The organism is Mycolicibacterium sp. SMGY-1XX, from assembly GCF_059132455.1.
Genome location: NZ_CP101139.1, coordinates 1 through 17,550 on the forward strand (window position 1 = coordinate 1; position 17,550 = coordinate 17,550).

10 protein-coding genes and 2 tRNA genes are annotated in these 17,550 nt (G+C 65.5%); all 12 read left to right on the forward strand.

The window, feature by feature from the left end; all coding sequences use genetic code 11:
* On the forward strand, positions 1–1,515 hold the full coding sequence (gene dnaA / locus NL241_RS00005; protein ID WP_487692070.1) for a chromosomal replication initiator protein DnaA: 1,515 nt from the start codon (positions 1–3) through the stop codon (positions 1,513–1,515).
* 571 nt (positions 1,516–2,086) lie between these two features.
* Entirely contained in the window at positions 2,087–3,286 is a 1,200-nt protein-coding gene (gene dnaN / locus NL241_RS00010) for a DNA polymerase III subunit beta (RefSeq protein WP_494396417.1), read from the forward strand.
* A gap of 38 nt (positions 3,287–3,324) precedes the next feature.
* Positions 3,325–4,218, forward strand: a complete 894-nt coding sequence (gene gnd / locus NL241_RS00015) for a phosphogluconate dehydrogenase (NAD(+)-dependent, decarboxylating) (protein WP_487692072.1) — start codon at positions 3,325–3,327, stop codon at positions 4,216–4,218.
* Positions 4,219–4,224: 6 nt separating this feature from the next.
* Complete coding sequence (gene recF / locus NL241_RS00020; protein ID WP_487692073.1) at positions 4,225–5,379, forward strand: DNA replication/repair protein RecF; 1,155 nt, start codon at positions 4,225–4,227, stop codon at positions 5,377–5,379.
* Positions 5,376–5,936, forward strand: a complete 561-nt coding sequence (locus NL241_RS00025; RefSeq protein ID WP_494396418.1) for a DUF721 family protein — start codon at positions 5,376–5,378, stop codon at positions 5,934–5,936. Before recF ends, NL241_RS00025 begins: the two co-directional genes overlap by 4 nt.
* Before the next feature lie 175 nt (positions 5,937–6,111).
* Positions 6,112–8,172 (forward strand): DNA topoisomerase (ATP-hydrolyzing) subunit B, encoded by a 2,061-nt coding sequence (gene gyrB / locus NL241_RS00030; RefSeq protein ID WP_487692339.1) that lies wholly within the window; start codon positions 6,112–6,114, stop codon positions 8,170–8,172.
* 39 nt (positions 8,173–8,211) lie between these two features.
* Positions 8,212–11,991: an intein-containing DNA gyrase subunit A gene (gyrA, locus tag NL241_RS00035; RefSeq protein ID WP_494396419.1), complete on the forward strand. Its 3,780-nt coding sequence runs from the start codon at positions 8,212–8,214 to the stop codon at positions 11,989–11,991.
* Positions 11,992–12,040: 49 nt separating this feature from the next.
* Positions 12,041–12,883: a DUF3566 domain-containing protein gene (locus NL241_RS00040; RefSeq protein WP_494396420.1), complete on the forward strand. Its 843-nt coding sequence runs from the start codon at positions 12,041–12,043 to the stop codon at positions 12,881–12,883.
* Between the two features lie 59 nt (positions 12,884–12,942).
* A tRNA-Ile gene (locus NL241_RS00045) sits at positions 12,943–13,019 on the forward strand.
* A gap of 143 nt (positions 13,020–13,162) precedes the next feature.
* Positions 13,163–13,235, forward strand: a tRNA-Ala gene (locus tag NL241_RS00050).
* A gap of 404 nt (positions 13,236–13,639) precedes the next feature.
* Positions 13,640–15,736, forward strand: a complete 2,097-nt coding sequence (locus NL241_RS00055; RefSeq protein WP_494396421.1) for a hydantoinase/oxoprolinase family protein — start codon at positions 13,640–13,642, stop codon at positions 15,734–15,736.
* Between the two features lies 1 nt (position 15,737).
* Positions 15,738–17,504 (forward strand): hydantoinase B/oxoprolinase family protein, encoded by a 1,767-nt coding sequence (locus NL241_RS00060; RefSeq protein ID WP_494396422.1) that lies wholly within the window; start codon positions 15,738–15,740, stop codon positions 17,502–17,504.
* Positions 17,505–17,550 lie beyond the last annotated feature (46 nt).

A 17,550-nucleotide genomic window follows, 5' to 3' on the forward strand; every position in this document is an offset into this window, starting at 1 on the left:
TTGACCGATGATCCCGGTATCGCCTTCGCCACGATGTGGAGTGAGGTCGTTTCCGAACTCAACGGTGACCACTCCTTCGGGTCGGGCAGCAACGGCGAAAGTCTCATCCGGCCGCTCACTCCCCAGCAACGTGCCTGGCTGAAGTTGGTGCGGCCGCTGACCATCGTCGAAGGCTTCGCCCTGCTGTCGGTGCCGAGCAGTTTCGTGCAGAACGAGATCGAACGGCACCTGCGTATCCAGATCACCGACGCCCTCAGCCGGCGGCTCGGCCAGCGGGTCGAACTCGGCGTACGCATCGCGCCGCCCGAGGACACCGCCGACGACACTTCGGCACCCCCTTCTGCCCCGCCGCCCGCCAGTGCACCTGAACCCTCCGACGCCGACGAGGTCGACGAGGACAGTGAGGCGTTGGCCAGTGCGCACGAGAGTTGGCCGTCGTATTTCAACGGCCACCGCAACGCCCAGTCCACGCCCGCGTCCGAAGGTGCCAGCCTCAACCGTCGCTACACCTTCGACACGTTCGTCATCGGCGCCTCCAACCGGTTTGCGCACGCCGCCGCCCTCGCCATCGCAGAAGCTCCGGCCCGCGCGTACAACCCCCTGTTCATCTGGGGCGAGTCCGGTCTGGGCAAGACGCATCTGCTGCACGCCGCGGGCAACTATGCGCAACGACTCTTCCCCGGCATGCGCGTGAAGTACGTCTCCACCGAGGAATTCACCAACGACTTCATCAACTCGCTGCGGGACGACCGCAAGGTGGCGTTCAAGCGCAGTTACCGGGACATCGACGTCCTGCTGGTCGACGACATCCAGTTCATCGAGGGCAAGGAAGGTATCCAGGAAGAGTTCTTCCACACCTTCAACACCCTGCACAACGCGAACAAGCAGATCGTCATCTCCTCGGACCGGCCGCCCAAACAGCTGGCCACCCTCGAAGACCGGCTCCGTACCCGGTTCGAATGGGGCCTGATCACCGATGTGCAGCCGCCCGAACTCGAGACCCGCATCGCCATCCTGCGCAAGAAGGCGCAGATGGAACGCCTGGACGTGCCGCCCGACGTGCTCGAGCTCATCGCCAGCAGTATCGAGCGCAACATCCGCGAGCTCGAAGGCGCGCTGATCCGGGTGACGGCCTTCGCGTCGTTGAACCAGACTCAGATCGACAAGGCGCTGGCGGAGATCGTGCTCCGTGACCTGATCGCCGACGCCGGCACCATGCAGATCAGTGCGGCCACCATCATGGCGGCCACCGCGGAGTACTTCGACACCACCGTCGAGGAGCTGCGCGGCCCGGGTAAGACCCGCGCCCTGGCTCAGTCGCGCCAGATCGCCATGTATCTGTGCCGCGAGCTCACCGACCTCTCCCTGCCGCGTATCGGTCAGGCTTTCGGCCGCGACCACACCACCGTGATGTATGCGCAGAAGAAGATCCTCAACGAGATGGCTTACCGCCGAGAGGTCTTCGATCACGTCAAGGAATTGACCGCGCGGATCCGCCAGCGCTCCAAGCGCTGAAACACACCCTTTCTGTTCGTCGGTACCGCGTGTCGTGCGCGTGTCGCCGCGGACGATCCTGCCGAAAAATTTCGTCACAGTGACCACACGCGTCTCGTTGTGAGCTGTGGACGGGGCTGTGCACAACCTGGTTACGCGCCCCCACAAACCTGGGAACGATCCGCACAACCCGACCGTGTCCACAGCCGCGGTCGCACCTGCGGACAATCATCCACTGATTCTCCACAGCCCCGTCACCGCTCTGGACTGCGGCGAAGCGGTGTCATCCCCAACATGCACAGCCCCTATTACTGTTACTCATCTATATCTCTAGATTTCTCTTCAACAGAAGGGGCTTGGGGAGATCTGCTCAACACCCGGTCCGTCCCAGCTCCGGAGCGAAATTGTCAGCGCGATCGATTAGCTTTCAAGTTCCAGGAGAAAGCTCTACGGTGGTTCTTCGACTGCGGCTACGGTCGTTGTGGCGGGGCTGGGTTCAATGACGTCATGGCGGTGTCTTGGTTCGTCCGGGAGGCCGTCGACGCTGAGCAACGCTGGACGTGATTTTTGTGATTGAAGGGACGCTATGGCCGTGGCCACGACGACAGTGGGACTGACCGATTTGAAGTTCCGCCTGGTCCGGGATGATTTCGCCGACGCCGTGGCATGGGTGGCACGTAACCTCCCGTCCCGGCCGACGGTGCCCGTGCTCGCCGGTGTGCTGCTGACCGGGTCCGATGAGGGCCTGACCATCTCCGGTTTCGACTACGAAGTCTCGGCCGAGGTGCAGGTGGCAGCCGAGATCGCTTCTCCAGGAAGCGTTTTGGTGTCAGGCCGGCTGCTCTCGGACATCACCCGCGCGCTGCCCAACAAGCCGGTGGACGTCAGTGTCGAAGGCACTCGTGTGTCACTGACCTGCGGTAGCGCACGTTTCTCCCTGCCCACCATGGCCGTCGAGGACTACCCGACCCTGCCGACCCTGCCGGATGACACGGGCGTGGTGGCCGCTGACCTGTTCGCCGAAGCCATCGGCCAGGTCGCGGTGGCCGCCGGCCGCGACGACACGCTGCCGATGCTCACCGGCATCCGCGTGGAGATCTCCGGTGACAACGTGGTGCTGGCCGCCACCGACCGTTTCCGGCTCGCCGTCCGCGAGGTGACCTGGTCATCGGATGGCGCGGGCACCGAGGCCGCTGTCCTGGTACCGGCGAAGACCCTCGCCGAAGCCGCCAAGACCGGAACCGCCGGCACGGATGTGCACCTGTCGCTGGGCTCCGGGCCCAGCGTGGGTAAAGAGGGGCTGCTCGGTATCCGCAGCAGCGGCAAGCGCAGCACCACACGACTTCTCGACGCCGAGTTCCCCAAGTTCCGGCAGCTGCTGCCGAATGAGCACACCGCGGTGGCCACCATCGGCGTGGCCGAGCTCACCGAGGCCATCAAGCGCGTGGCGCTGGTGGCCGACCGTGGGGCGCAGGTGCGGATGGAATTCGATGCCGGTGTGCTGCGGTTGTCGGCCGGCGCCGACGATGTCGGCCGGGCCGAGGAAGACCTTCCGGTGGAATTCGCCGGCGAACCGTTGACCATCGCGTTCAACCCCACCTATCTGACCGACGGACTGAGCTCCCTGCACTCGGAGCGGGTGTCGTTCGGTTTCACCACACCGAGCAAGCCCGCCGTGCTGCGGCCGGCTTCCGGAGATGACACCGACGCGACGCCCACAGGTAACGGTCCGTTCCCCGCGCAGCAGACGGATTATGTGTATCTCCTGATGCCGGTCCGCTTGCCGGGCTGATCCGCTAGCCACCAGGGATTCAAGGGAAAGGGTTTCGCATGCAGTTGGGTCTCGTGGGCCTGGGCAAAATGGGCTTCAACATGCGCGAACGGCTGCGTGAGGGCGGGCACGAGGTGGTGGGGTACGACCCCCGCCCGGAAGTCAGCGACGTGCCGTCGCTGGCAGCCTTGGCCGAAGCCCTCGAGGCACCGCGCGTGGTGTGGGTGATGGTGCCGTCGGGCCCGATCACCCATGACACCATCGTCTCCCTGGCTGAGGTGCTGGGTGAAGGCGATCTGGTGATCGACGGCGGCAACTCTCGCTACACCGAGGACGCCCCACACGCAGAATTGTTGGCGCAGAAGGGAACCGGGTTCGTCGACGCCGGGGTGTCCGGTGGTATCTGGGGTCTGACCGAAGGCTACGGGCTGATGGTCGGTGGTACCGACGCCGACATCGAACGGTTGATGCCGATCTTCGATGCGTTGCGTCCTCCGGGGCCGCGCGAGGACGGCTTCGTCCACGCCGGTCCGGTGGGAGCCGGGCATTTCACCAAGATGGTGCACAACGGTATCGAGTATGCGTTGATGACCGCCTATGCCGAGGGTTACGAGGTGCTGGCGGCCGAGGACCTGGTCAAGGATCCCCAGGCGGTGTACCAGGCGTGGACCAATGGCACCGTGGTGCGGTCCTGGCTGCAGCAGTTGCTGGCGAAGGCACTGAAAGAGGATCCGGGCCTGGCCCAGATCAGCGGCTACACCGAGGATTCCGGGGAAGGCCGGTGGACGGTGGAGGAGGCGATCCGGCTGCGGGTCCCGGTGCCCAGTATCGCCGCGGCGTTGTTCGCTCGCTTCCTGTCCCGTCAGGAAGACTCCCCGACCATGAAAGCCGTTGCGGCACTGCGTAATCAATTCGGCGGCCACGCGGTCAAGCGGGTCGGGCTGTCCGGATAACCTGCGTTGTTCGTCCGACACCTCGGTTTGCGTGATTTCCGGTCCTGGGAGACAGTCGACCTGGACCTGGAACCGGGGCGCACCGTCTTCATCGGGCCGAACGGCCACGGAAAGACGAATCTCGTTGAAGCGCTGTGGTATTCGTCGACGCTGAATTCGCACCGGGTGGCCACGGACGCACCGTTGATCAGGGCCGGCGCCCCGCGTGCACTGGTGTCGACGATCGTCGTCAACGAAGGCCGGGAACTGGCAGTCGATCTGGAGATCGCCGCCGGCCGCGCCAACAAGGCGCGGTTGAACAGGTCGCCGGTGCGCAGCCCTCGCGAGGTGCTCGGCGTTCTGCATGCGGTGTTGTTCGCCCCTGAGGACCTGGCACTGGTGCGCGGCGACCCCAGTGAGCGTCGTCGTTATCTCGATGATCTGGCTACCGTGCGCCGCCCCCGAATCGCCGGTGTGCGTGCGGATTACGACCGTGTGCTAAAACAGCGCACCGCTCTGCTCAAGACCGCCTCCGGTGCCAGGTTCCGCGGCGACCGGTCGGCGTTGGACACCCTCGACGTGTGGGATGGGCACTTGGCGGTGCACGGAGCGCAGCTCATCGCGGCGCGGTTGCAACTCGTCGCGGCCTTGGCCCCGGAGGTGGAGAAGGCCTACCAGGTGCTGGCGCCGTCGTCGCGGCCGGCGTCGATCAACTACCGCAGTTCGATCGAGCAGGTCCGGGAACCCGGAGCCGCACAGGACCCCGAGTTCCTGGAAGCGGCCTTGTTGGATGCGTTGGCGCGGCGCCGTGACGCCGAACTGGAGCGCGGCGTGTGCCTGGTGGGTCCGCACCGCGATGATCTGGAGTTGTATCTGGGCGAGCAGCCGGCGAAAGGCTTTGCCAGTCACGGGGAGTCGTGGTCGATGGCACTGGCCTTGCGGTTGGCGTCCTACGAACTGCTGCGTGGTGAAGGCACCGATCCGGTGTTGCTGCTCGACGACGTTTTCGCCGAGTTGGACACCGCGCGCCGGCGCGCCCTGGCCGGGGTGGCGGCATCGGCCGAACAGGTGCTGGTGACGGCCGCGGTGGAAGAAGATGTACCGGCCGAGTGGGATGTTCGGCGGGTTCACATCGATCTGCAGGACTCCGACAATGGACGAATCTCGGTGGTGACGTCGTGACAGAGGAACGTGACGGGGCGGCTCCGGACACCCCTCCCCCACATCTGGCGGGAATGGACCTGGTGCGACGGGCCCTCGAGGAGGCGCGTGGTGCGGCGCGCAGCCAGGGTAAGGACACCGGGCGGGGCGGGCGCTCCCCGGTCACCCGGCGCACGGTGGCCGGACGGGGTCGGCGCACCTGGTCGGGGCCTGGTCCCGATCATCGGGACCCGCAGACCCTCGGCGCGGCCACCCGTGACATCTCGAAAAACCTCGGTTGGAGCAAGCGGGTGGCCGAGGGCGCGGTGTTCGGTCAATGGGGCACCGTGGTGGGTGAGCAGATCGCCGAGCATGCCACGCCCACTTCGTTGCGTGACGGTGTGCTCAGTGTGACGGCGGAATCGACCGCGTGGGCGACGCAGCTGCGGATGGTGCAATCACAACTGCTGGCCAAGATCGCGGCCGCCGTCGGCGACGGTGTGGTGACGTCGATGAAGATCACCGGACCGACCGCGCCGTCCTGGCGTAAGGGCCCGTTGCACATCGCGGGTCGCGGACCCCGCGACACCTACGGCTGATCGGCTGTCGATCTTACCCGTTCAGAGCCGCAGTGAGCCGGTTTTGTGCCCGGGAAGCCGTCGTGAGGCACCTGTGGCCGAGAAGTTCTCTGCACGGCGCAACTAGCCAGGTGGAAACGCGCCCTGAGCATCGGTGCTGTCGGTCGCAAGCGGTAGAATCGTGAGGTAAGACCTGCTGCGGTGCTCGACCGCGCATGCACAACCCCAAGGAGACGCGTCCAACGTGGCTGCCCAAGACCAGTATGGTGCCGATTCGATCAAGGTTCTCGAAGGACTCGAAGCAGTACGTAAACGTCCCGGTATGTATATCGGTTCCACCGGGGAACGAGGCCTCCACCATCTCATCTGGGAAGTCGTCGACAACGCGGTTGACGAAGCCATGGCCGGCTTCGCCACCAAGGTCGACGTGCGCATCCTCGAAGACGGTGGTGTCGAGGTCACCGATGACGGCCGCGGTATCCCCGTCGCCATGCACGCGACGGGCATTCCCACCATCGACGTGGTGATGACCGTCCTGCACGCCGGCGGCAAGTTCGAAGAGGGCGCCTACCAGGTGTCCGGCGGTCTGCACGGCGTGGGCGTCTCCGTGGTGAACGCACTGTCGACGCGCCTCGAGGCCGATGTCCGCAAGGACGGTTTCGAGTGGTTCCAGACCTATGACAAGTCGGTACCCGGCACCCTCAAGCAGGGTGACAAGACCAAGGAGACCGGTACCACCATCCGGTTCTGGGCCGATCCCGACATCTTCGAGACCACCACCTACGACTTCGAGACGGTGGCCCGGCGGCTGCAGGAAATGGCATTCCTGAACAAGGGCCTGACCATCAACCTCAGCGACGAGCGTGTCACCGCCGTCGAGGTGGTCGACGACGTGGTCAGCGACACCGCCGAAGCGCCGAAGTCGGCGGAGGAGAAGGCCGCGGAATCGGCCGCGCCGCACAAGATCAAGCACCGCACCTTCCATTACCCCGGTGGCCTGGTCGACTTCGTCAAGCACATCAACCGCACCAAGAACGCCATCCAGGCAAGCGTCATCGATTTCGACGGCAAGGGCCCCGGTCACGAGGTCGAGATCGCCATGCAATGGAACGCGGGCTACTCGGAGTCGGTGCACACCTTCGCCAACACCATCAACACCCATGAGGGTGGTACGCACGAAGAGGGTTTCCGTGCCGCGCTCACCACGGTGGTGAACAAGTACGCCAAAGACAAGAAGCTGCTCAAGGACAAGGATCCGAACCTCACCGGTGACGACATCCGCGAAGGTCTGGCGGCGGTCATCTCGGTGAAGGTGTCCCAGCCCCAGTTCGAGGGGCAGACCAAGACCAAGCTCGGTAACACCGAGGTCAAGTCGTTTGTGCAGAAGATCTGCAACGAAGAGCTGCAGCACTGGTTCGATGCCAACCCCGCCGAGGCAAAAACCGTTGTGAACAAAGCAGTTTCGTCCGCGCAGGCCCGTATCGCGGCGCGCAAGGCCCGCGAGCTGGTGCGCCGCAAGAGCGCCACCGACATCGGCGGCCTGCCCGGCAAGCTGGCCGACTGCCGGTCCACCGATCCGAGCAAGTCCGAACTGTATGTCGTGGAGGGTGACTCGGCCGGCGGCTCGGCCAAGAGCGGCCGCGACTCGATGTTCCAGGCGATCCTGCCGCTGCGCGGCAAGATCATCAACGTCGAGAAGGCCCGAATCGACCGGGTGCTGAAGAACACCGAAGTCCAGGCCATCATCACCGCGCTGGGCACCGGTATCCACGACGAGTTCGACATCGCCAAGCTGCGCTATCACAAGATCGTGCTGATGGCCGACGCCGACGTCGACGGGCAGCACATCTCGACGTTGCTGCTGACCCTGCTGTTCCGGTTCATGCGACCGCTGATCGAGAACGGGCACGTGTTCCTGGCGCAGCCGCCGCTGTACAAGTTGAAGTGGCAGCGCAGCGAGCCGGAGTTCGCCTACTCCGACCGCGAGCGCGACGGCCTGCTCGAGGCCGGCCGGGCCGCGGGTAAGCGGATCAACGTCGACGACGGCATCCAGCGCTACAAGGGTCTGGGTGAGATGGACGCCAAGGAACTGTGGGAAACCACCATGGATCCGTCGGTGCGGGTGCTGCGCCAGATCACCCTCGACGACGCCGCGGCCGCTGACGAGCTGTTCTCGATCCTGATGGGTGAGGACGTGGAGGCCCGCCGCAGCTTCATCACCCGAAATGCCAAAGACGTTCGCTTCCTCGACGTCTGACGACGTTGCGTCTCAATGACAACCGGTAGAAGGAACTAGATGACTGACACCACGTTGCCGCCTGGCGACGAAGCCGGCGACCGGATCGAACCGGTCGACATCCAGCAGGAGATGCAGCGCAGCTACATCGACTACGCCATGAGCGTGATCGTCGGCCGCGCGCTGCCGGAGGTGCGCGACGGTCTCAAACCCGTGCACCGCCGTGTGCTGTACGCCATGTACGACTCCGGTTTCCGGCCGGACCGTGGGCACGCGAAATCCGCCCGCTCCGTTGCGGAAACGATGGGCAACTACCACCCGCACGGCGACTCGTCGATCTACGACACCCTGGTCCGCATGGCCCAGCCGTGGTCGCTGCGCTACCCGCTGGTCGACGGCCAAGGCAACTTCGGTTCGCCGGGTAACGATCCGCCAGCGGCGATGCGCTACTGCGTGACGGGTGATGCGTTGGTGCGGTTGCCGCTCGGGCAGTCCGTGCGTATCGATGGTGTGGTTCCGGGTGCAAAACCCAACTCGGACAACGCGATCGATCTGAAGGTCAACGACCGTCACGGCAACCCTGTGTCGGCTGACCGGCTGTTCCATTCCGGTGAGCATCAGACTTACACGGTGACCACGTCCGAGGGCTACACGGTCACGGGTACCGAGAACCATCCTCTGTTGTGTCTGGTGGATGTCGGTGGCGTCCCCACGCTGCTGTGGAAGCTGGTCGAGGAGATTCGACCAGGTGACGTCGTGGTGCTCCAGCGGACCGAGCCAATGGAATTCGGTCCGGCAGATTGGGACGCAACGATGGAAGCGTTGCTCGCCGGAGCCTTCATCAGCGAGGGATTTGTGTCTGAGAGGTGCGCCGGGTTCGGCAACCTCGACGTGGACTTCTTCACGATGGTGGTTACTGCATTCGATGCAGTTGTCGGCGGCAACCGCAATGTCTATGAAGCCACTAACGCCTCAGGTTCGCTCATGCACCTGCTGCGTACGTACGACATGGCCGCGCTGCGGGCCTCCCGATTGGGCGAGGCAGCCGGACAACGCTCGGCGGACAAGTTCGTCCCCGACTGGATCTGGCAGTCGCCGGCGGCGGTGAAACGCGTCTTCCTGCAGGCGTTGTTCGAAGGTGATGGCTCTTGCTCGAGCCTGCCGCGTAACACGATCCAGGTCTCCTACTCGACGCGCAGCGAGCAGCTGTCGAAGGACGTCCAACAGATGCTGTTGGAGTTCGGTGTCGTGTCTCGCCGATACCGCCATGCGGTTGGTGAGTACAAGGTCGTCCTGACCAATCGTGCTCAGGCAGAACTGTTCTCCCGCCAGATCGGTTTCGGCGGCATCAAGCAGGACAAGTTGCTCCGTATCCTCGCCGAGCTTCCGGCTGATGCGGCGGGGCTGGATCGCGACCTCGTTCCTGGCTTGGCGCGCTTCATCCGTGAGCACAGCGGCGGACGTTGGGCCGACAAGGAATGGCTTCGTAAACACAACATCGACAGGCTTTCCCGCTGGCAGCGTGACGGGGCTGAAATTCTCAGCCATATCGCCGATCCCGATGTTCGTGCCATCGCCACCGACCTCACCGACGGCCGGTTCTACTACGCCACGGTGGCGTCTGTCGAGGATGCGGGCGTCCAACCGGTGTACAGCCTGCGGGTAGACACCGAGGACCACGCCTTCGTCACCAACGGGTTCGTCAGTCACAACACCGAAGCCCGGCTCACTCCGCTGGCCATGGAGATGCTGCGTGAAATCGACGAGGAGACAGTCGATTTCATTCCGAACTACGACGGCCGGGTCCAGGAGCCGACGGTTCTGCCGAGCCGGTTCCCCAACCTGCTGGCCAATGGTTCCGGCGGTATCGCCGTCGGTATGGCCACCAACATCCCGCCGCACAACCTCCGGGAGTTGGCCGAGGCCGTCTACTGGTGCCTGGAGAACCACGAGGCCGACGAAGAGGCCACGCTGTCCGCGGTGATGGAGCGGGTCAAGGGGCCCGACTTCCCCACCCACGGTCTGATCGTCGGGTCACAAGGAATCCAGGACACCTACACCACCGGTCGCGGTTCCATCCGGATGCGCGGTGTCGTCGAGATCGAGGAAGACAGCAAGGGCCGCACTTCCCTTGTCATCACCGAACTTCCGTATCAGGTCAACCACGACAACTTCATCACCTCGATCGCCGAGCAGGTGCGCGACGCCAAGCTCAGTGGCATCTCGAACATCGAGGACCAGTCCAGTGACCGGGTGGGCCTGCGGATCGTCATCGAGCTCAAGCGTGACGCCGTGGCCAAGGTGGTGCTGAACAATCTCTACAAGCACACCCAGCTGCAGACCAGCTTCGGTGCCAACATGCTCTCGATCGTCGACGGCGTGCCGCGCACATTGCGGCTGGATCAGCTGATCCGCCTATACGTCAACCATCAGTTGGACGTCATCGTGCGGCGCACCCGGTACCGGTTGCGCAAGGCCAACGAGCGGGCCCACATCCTGCGTGGTCTGGTCAAGGCACTCGACGCCCTCGATGAAGTGATCGCGTTGATCCGGGCTTCGGCCAGCGCCGATGTGGCACGCACCGGCTTGATGGAGCTGCTGGACGTCGACGAGATCCAGGCCCAGGCGATCCTGGACATGCAGCTGCGCCGCCTGGCGGCCCTGGAACGCCAGCGCATCGTCGACGACCTGGCCAAGATCGAAGCCGAGATCGCCGATCTCGAGGACATCCTGGCCAAGCCGGAGCGCCAGCGCGCCATCGTCCGCGACGAGCTCAAGGAGATCGCCGAGAAGTACGGCGACGACCGTCGCACCCGGATCATCGCCGCCGACGGCGACGTCACCGACGAGGATCTGATCCAGCGCGAGGACGTCGTCGTCACGATCACCGAAACCGGCTACGCCAAACGCACCAAGACCGACCTGTACCGCAGCCAGAAACGCGGCGGCAAGGGGGTCCAGGGCGCGGGGCTCAAGCAGGACGACATCGTGGCGCACTTCTTCGTGTGCTCGACGCATGACTGGATCTTGTTCTTCACCACGCAGGGACGGGTGTATCGCGCCAAGGCCTACGACCTGCCGGAGATGTCGCGGACCGCACGGGGCCAGCATGTCGCGAACCTGCTGGCCTTCCAGCCGGAGGAGCGCATCGCCCAAGTCATCCAGATCAAGAGCTACGAGGACGCGCCGTATCTGGTGCTGGCCACCCGCAACGGGTTGGTGAAGAAATCCAAATTGGTGGACTTCGACTCGAACCGTTCTGGCGGCATCGTCGCGGTGAACCTGCGTGACGGTGACGAGCTGGTGGGTGCGGTGCTGTGTTCGGCCGAAGACGATCTGCTGCTGGTCTCGGCCAACGGTCAGTCGATCCGCTTCTCAGCTACCGATGAGGCACTGCGGCCGATGGGCCGGGCGACCTCCGGTGTGCAGGGTATGCGCTTCAACGAAGACGACCGGTTGCTGTCGCTCAATGTGGTGGTCGAGGGCACGTATCTGCTGGTCGCGACGGCCGGCGGCTATGCCAAGCGGACCTCCATCGACGAGTACACGGTGCAGGGTCGCGGTGGCAAAGGCATCCTCACGATCCAGTACGACCGGCGTCGTGGCAGTCTTGTCGGAGCATTGATCGTCGATGACGAGACAGAGCTGTACGCCATCACCTCGGGCGGCGGGATCATCAGGACCGCGGCCCGCCAGGTTCGCAAGGCCGGACGTCAGACCAAGGGTGTTCGGTTGATGAACCTCGGCGATGGCGACACACTGTTGGCGATCGCGCGCAATGCCGAAGATTCGGACGCTGAGGATCTCGAGGCCGTTGACGGCAACGAGCCCGAAGCCTGACGGTCGCGCTGACAAGTGAGCCGCTGACGCGGCGACCACAAGGAGCACAGTGAGTTCACCGAAGGAACCGGGCCACAACGGACCCGGGGATGGCGCCGCCAACGGGCACACCGGCGAGCGGGCCGGAGCAGGCGCCAGGCCTGCTCCGCCGCCCGCCCGGGTGGGCGAGCAGGGACCTCCGACCCAGCGGCTGAGCGACGGCGGCGACGTCCCGCCGTGGCAGCGCGGATCGGGTCGGCCCCAGCAGTCCGGTCCGGTGCGGCCGGTCGAGGCCCAGCGCACCGAACAGCAGCGCCCAGCGGCCCAGGAGAACCGTCAGGCGCGCTACCTGGCCGGCTCCGCCGCCCCGGGTACGGCGGTGCAGACGCCCACCGACTCGGATCTGGCGCGCCCCAAGGAGTACGCCAGCGAGTTGCCGGATCTGTCCGGTCCGAACCCGCGCAGCGGGCCGCGTAAGCCGGCTGACCCCGCGGCGCAGCGGTCCGGCGGCGGTAACCGTGTCCAGGTGGCTCCGGGCCGGAGCAAGGGCGGGCCGGTGCGGGCCAGTATGCAGATCCGTCGCGTCGACCCGTGGAGCGCGCTGAAGGTGTCGCTACTGCTGTCGATCGCGCTGTTCTTCGTGTGGATGATCGCGGTGGCGATCCTCTACCTGGTCCTCGGCGGCATGGGTGTGTGGACGAAGTTGAACAGCAATGTCGGCGATCTGCTGACCAGCACCGGCGGCAGCGGCGGCGAGCTGGTCTCCAGCGGCACGATCTTCGGCGGCGCGCTGCTGATCGGCCTGGTCAACATCGTGGTGCTGACCGCTCTGGCCACGGTCGGGGCGTTCATCTACAACCTCACCACCGACATCGTCGGCGGCGTGGAAGTCACCTTGGCCGACCGGGACTGAGCCGTTTTGGTTGCGGGGGCACCCGTGCGGTAATCTCGTCGCTCGGTTGTCCCACGTACGGGCCTATAGCTCAGGCGGTTAGAGCGCTTCGCTGATAACGAAGAGGTCGGAGGTTCGAGTCCTCCTAGGCCCACCAAAGCCCGCGGACGGCCAACAGGAAGGGTGCACCGTGAAACGGTTGCTCGTGCTGTTGGCGGTCATCGCAGCGGGTGTGGCGGTGATACGGTCCCGGCGGGGTGTCGAAGTCTGGCACACGGCCGACGATCCCACCGGCGACAAGGGGCCTTAGCTCAGTTGGTAGAGCGCTGCCTTTGCAAGGCAGATGTCAGGAGTTCGAATCTCCTAGGCTCCACACTTCTCCATCATCACGACCATGCCGAGTTCCACGGCATGGTCGTTTGTGTTTTCACGGGCTGGTGAGCGCGGTTTCCGTTGTGTTACGCGTCCATTTCCGGCCCATGTAACAGCTTCCGCAGCGTATGGGAACGATCACGCCCTGCCTCTTTACTCCAACGAGCGTGCATGGGCATCTGTGCACGACAACGCCCGAACCACATGGCCAGGGCGTCGGCACGCCGCGCGCGGCTCGTTACGGCGCGATGACGCGGATTGGAATGAGGGCAAAAATACCGAGTCAGCTTGGTGGAAAGCCCAATGACTGCTTGCGCTCGGCCAGCGCAGACTGTGGCAACGCCAAACTCGAACACCGCGCGCAGGAGTCGGGCTGAAGCGAGATACCCATCCAGGAAGGCATGTATGTACACCATCTCCGTGGACACCGGCGGAACGTTCACCGACGTCGTCGTCGCCGACACCGCCGGCCAGGTGTGGTTGGCCAAAGCGCTGACCACCAAGGAACGGGCATTCCTCGCCATCGAGAACGCCCTCGGTGTCATCGCCCCCAAGATGGGCGCCACGGTGGCCCAGCTGCTCGCCGCGACCACGCGCTTCAATTACGGCACCACCCGCTCCACCAACGCCGTCGTGGAAGGCACCGCAGCGCGCACGGCCTTCTTCACCACCGCCGGGTTCCCCGACATCCTGCTCCTACGCGAAGGGGGCAAGCCGGACGCCTTCCGTCCGCTGCCCTACGGCAAGCCGTACGTCCCCCGGCACCTCACCTTCGAGATCGACGAGCGAATGGACGCCGAGGCCACCGTCTTCCGGCCACTCGACGAGGCGTCGGTGCTTGCCGCCATCAAGGGAGCACTGGCCCAGGGCGCCGAGGCGATCGGCGTGTGCTTGCTGTGGTCGGTGGCCAACCCCGCCCACGAGGCCAGGGTCGGCGAGCTGATCGCCGAGCATGCTCCTGGGATTCCGTTCACCCTCTCGCACGAGCTCAACCCCGTCGTACGCGAATACCGCCGAGCGTCGGCGACAGTCCTCGACGCCTCGCTCAAGCCGCTGATGCAGCAGTTCTTCGCCAACCTCGAAGCCGATCTGACCGCCGCTGGATTCGGCGGAAGCCTCTTCATCTCCACCTCCTACGGCGGGTCCTGGAGCCCGGCCGACATCGCCGAGCGGCCCATCTACTCCATTGGCTCGGGCCCCTCGATGGCCCCGGTCTCCGCCGTCTACGACGCGGACCTCGACCTGCCGGGGGGCGCGTCGGCACACGATCTGCTGGTGGCCGACACCGGCGGCACCACCTTCGATGTCGGATTGGTCCGCGCCGGCCACATTCAGCAGACCAACGAAACCTGGCTGGGCGGCAAGTGGATCGGCAACATCACCGGGACCCGCGCCGTGGACGTGCGCAGCATCGGCTCCGGCGGCGGTTCGATCGCCTGGCTGGACGCGGGCGGCATGCTGCGCGTCGGCCCCCGCAGCGCCGGTTCAGCGCCGGGGCCGGTCTGCTACGGGCTCGGCGGCACCGAACCCACCGTCACCGATGCCGCCTTCGTGCTCGGTTATCTGGACTCCAGCAACTTCATGGACGGCACGCTGTCGCTGGACCTCGAGGCCGCGCGGGGGGCCTACCGGGCGCTGGGTGACCGCATCGGAATGACCACCGAGCAGGCGGCCCACGCCGCCCTGACGATCGCGGCCGACAACATCGTGACGGCCATCCGCGAGACCACCATCGCCCGCGGTATCGATCCCCGAGAAGTCACGATCGTCGCCGGCGGCGGCGGTTCCGGCATGAACATCGGACGCATCGCGGCCGAGCTCGGCACCCGGCACGTGCTGCTGCCGAAAACCGCCGGTGCCATGAGCGCGTGCGGTGCGCTGTTCTCGGACGTCATCTCCGAGTTCACCACGGTGGCCTACAGCACCACCGCCGACTTCGACCCCGCTCTGGCCAATGCCAGCCTGCGCGAGGTGCATGCCCAGGCGGAGGGCTTCCTGGCCGGAATGGGCGAACTGTCCGCCGACCCGGTGATCGAGTACTTCGTCGAGGCGCGGTACAAGCAGCAGGCCTGGGAGCTGACCGTCGCGGTTCCCTACGGCGATCTCGGTCCCGGCGACGGCAAGATGCTGGAGGAAGCCTTTCACGAGGTACACGAGCGGATCTTCGGGGTTCGTGAACCCGGTCAGTACCTCGAGCTGCTGGCGTGGAGCGCACGGGCCACCGCGAGGTTGCCCAAGCCGCGGCTGCGGGCAGGCGAGGCCGGGCGTACCGACGTGCCGACGGCGATCCGCCAGGGCCAGGCCTACTTCGGGGCCACCGAGTGGGTGTCCACCGACTTCTACGACGGGCCGACGCTGCCCTTGGGCGCCACGATCGCCGGCCCTGCGGTGGTGCAGGAACCCACCACGACCCTGGTGGTCTACCCCGGCCAGCGCGCCACCGTGACCGCGCACGGCAACTATCTGATCGACACGACGGCCGACGCCGACAAGGAGAACTGAGATGCCCGACCTCGACCTGGTGAATCTGGCCGTCATCGCCAACCGCCTCGACGGCATCGTGCGCGAGATGGAGAACACCCTCCTGCGCACGGGACGGTCGGCGGTGCTCAACATGGCGCGCGACTTCTCGTGCAGCATCATCACCGGTGACAACCGGCTGCTGTCCACCGGCGAGGGGCTGCCGGTGCACGTCATCGGCACCGAACGCCTCGGCAAGGCGATGACCGACCTGCACGACGACATCGCCGACGGCGACGCCTATCTGCACAACGACCCCTATCTGGGCAACACCCACGCCGCCGACCACACCATTCTGGTGCCGGTGTTCGTTGACGGCGAGCATCTGTTCACCACCGCCGCCAAGGCCCACCAGGCCGACATCGGCAACTCCAAGCCCACCACGTACATGCCGTTCGCCAAGGACATCTACGAAGAGGGTGCTCTGATCTTCCCCGCGGTGCGCATCCAGCGTGAGCGCAAGGATGTCGGCGACATCATTCGCATGTGCCGCAGGCGAATTCGTGTCCCGGATCAGTGGTACGGCGACTACCTGGCCATGATCGGCGCCGCGCGCATCGGGGAGAAGGCGCTCAAGGAGTTGTGCGACCGCTACGGCAAGGACACCGTGAAGGCGTTCATCGAGGAGTGGTTCGATTACTCCGAGCGCACCATGGCCGACGCGATCGGCAAGCTGAACGAGGGCACCGTCACCGGGTACGGTATGGCCGACCCACTGCCGCCCGTCATGCCCGACGGGATTCCCGTACAGGTCACCATCGCGGTGAAACCCGCGGAGGGCCGTATCGTGCTGGACCTGCGCGACAACATCGACTGCATCGACGCGGGCCTCAACGAGTCGGAGACCTGTTCCACCAACAACGTCATGACGGGCCTGCTCAACAGTCTCGATCCCGACATCCCGCGTAACAGTGGCAGTTTCCGGCGCATCGAGGTGTTGCTGCGCGAAGGCGCGATCGTGGGGATCCCCACGTTCCCCCATTCGACGTCGGTGGCCACCACCAACCTCGGGGAACGGTTGGTGATGACCACGCAGAAAACGTTCGCCGACAACTGGCCGGGGCAGGGTCTTGCCGAGGGTTCCTGCAGTGTCGGAGCGGGTTTTTCGGTGATCTCGGGCACCGACCGGCGCCACGGCAGCCGGGAGCCCTACATCAACCAGGTGTTCCTCGGCTCGCAGGGCGGCCCGGCCAACGCCGATATCGACGGCTGGATCACCTACGGCAACTCGGTGACCAACGGCCTGATGTTCCGCGACAGCATCGAGATCGACGAGCAGAAGTACCCGATTCGGGTGGAGGAACTACGGATTCGTCCGGACTCCGAGGGCGCGGGGCGGCGGCGCGGTGCACCCGGCACGGTGCTTCGGTTCGGACCCAAGGACGCGCCGATGAGTGCGTTCTATGCCACCGACGGGGTGGTGTTCCCGCCGCGGGGCGTGTGCGGCGGCACCGACGCAGCACCGTCGGAACCGTTCATGACGACCGTCGACGGTATCGAGAAGGACGTCGCGCCCATCGGTGACGTGCAACTGGAGCCCGGGGAATGCCTGGGCCACCGCCTTTCTGGCGGCGGCGGCTACGGCGACCCCCGCGAACGTGAAGTCGAATTGGTCCGCGAGGACGTGCTCGCCCAGTTCATCACCTTCGAGCGGGCGCGCGACGTCTACGGCGTGGTGTTCACCTCCGACGAGCTCACCGAAGCGCTCGCTGTCGACATACCAGCAACCCAGAAGCTGCGCGCCGGCTGACTTGCCCGGCCCCACCCACCAGACAGATAGGCACATTCATGAGTAC

What these genes read in the sequence shown, in the direction of transcription:
- gyrA (WP_494396419.1), top strand. Translation starts at nt 8,212, where the DNA reads ATGACTGACACCACGTTGCCGCCTGGCGACGAAGCCGGCGACCGGATC.
- NL241_RS00060 (WP_494396422.1), top strand. Translation starts at nt 15,738, where the DNA reads ATGCCCGACCTCGACCTGGTGAATCTGGCCGTCATCGCCAACCGCCTC.
- NL241_RS00055 (WP_494396421.1), top strand. Translation starts at nt 13,640, where the DNA reads ATGTACACCATCTCCGTGGACACCGGCGGAACGTTCACCGACGTCGTC.
- gnd (WP_487692072.1), top strand. Translation starts at nt 3,325, where the DNA reads ATGCAGTTGGGTCTCGTGGGCCTGGGCAAAATGGGCTTCAACATGCGC.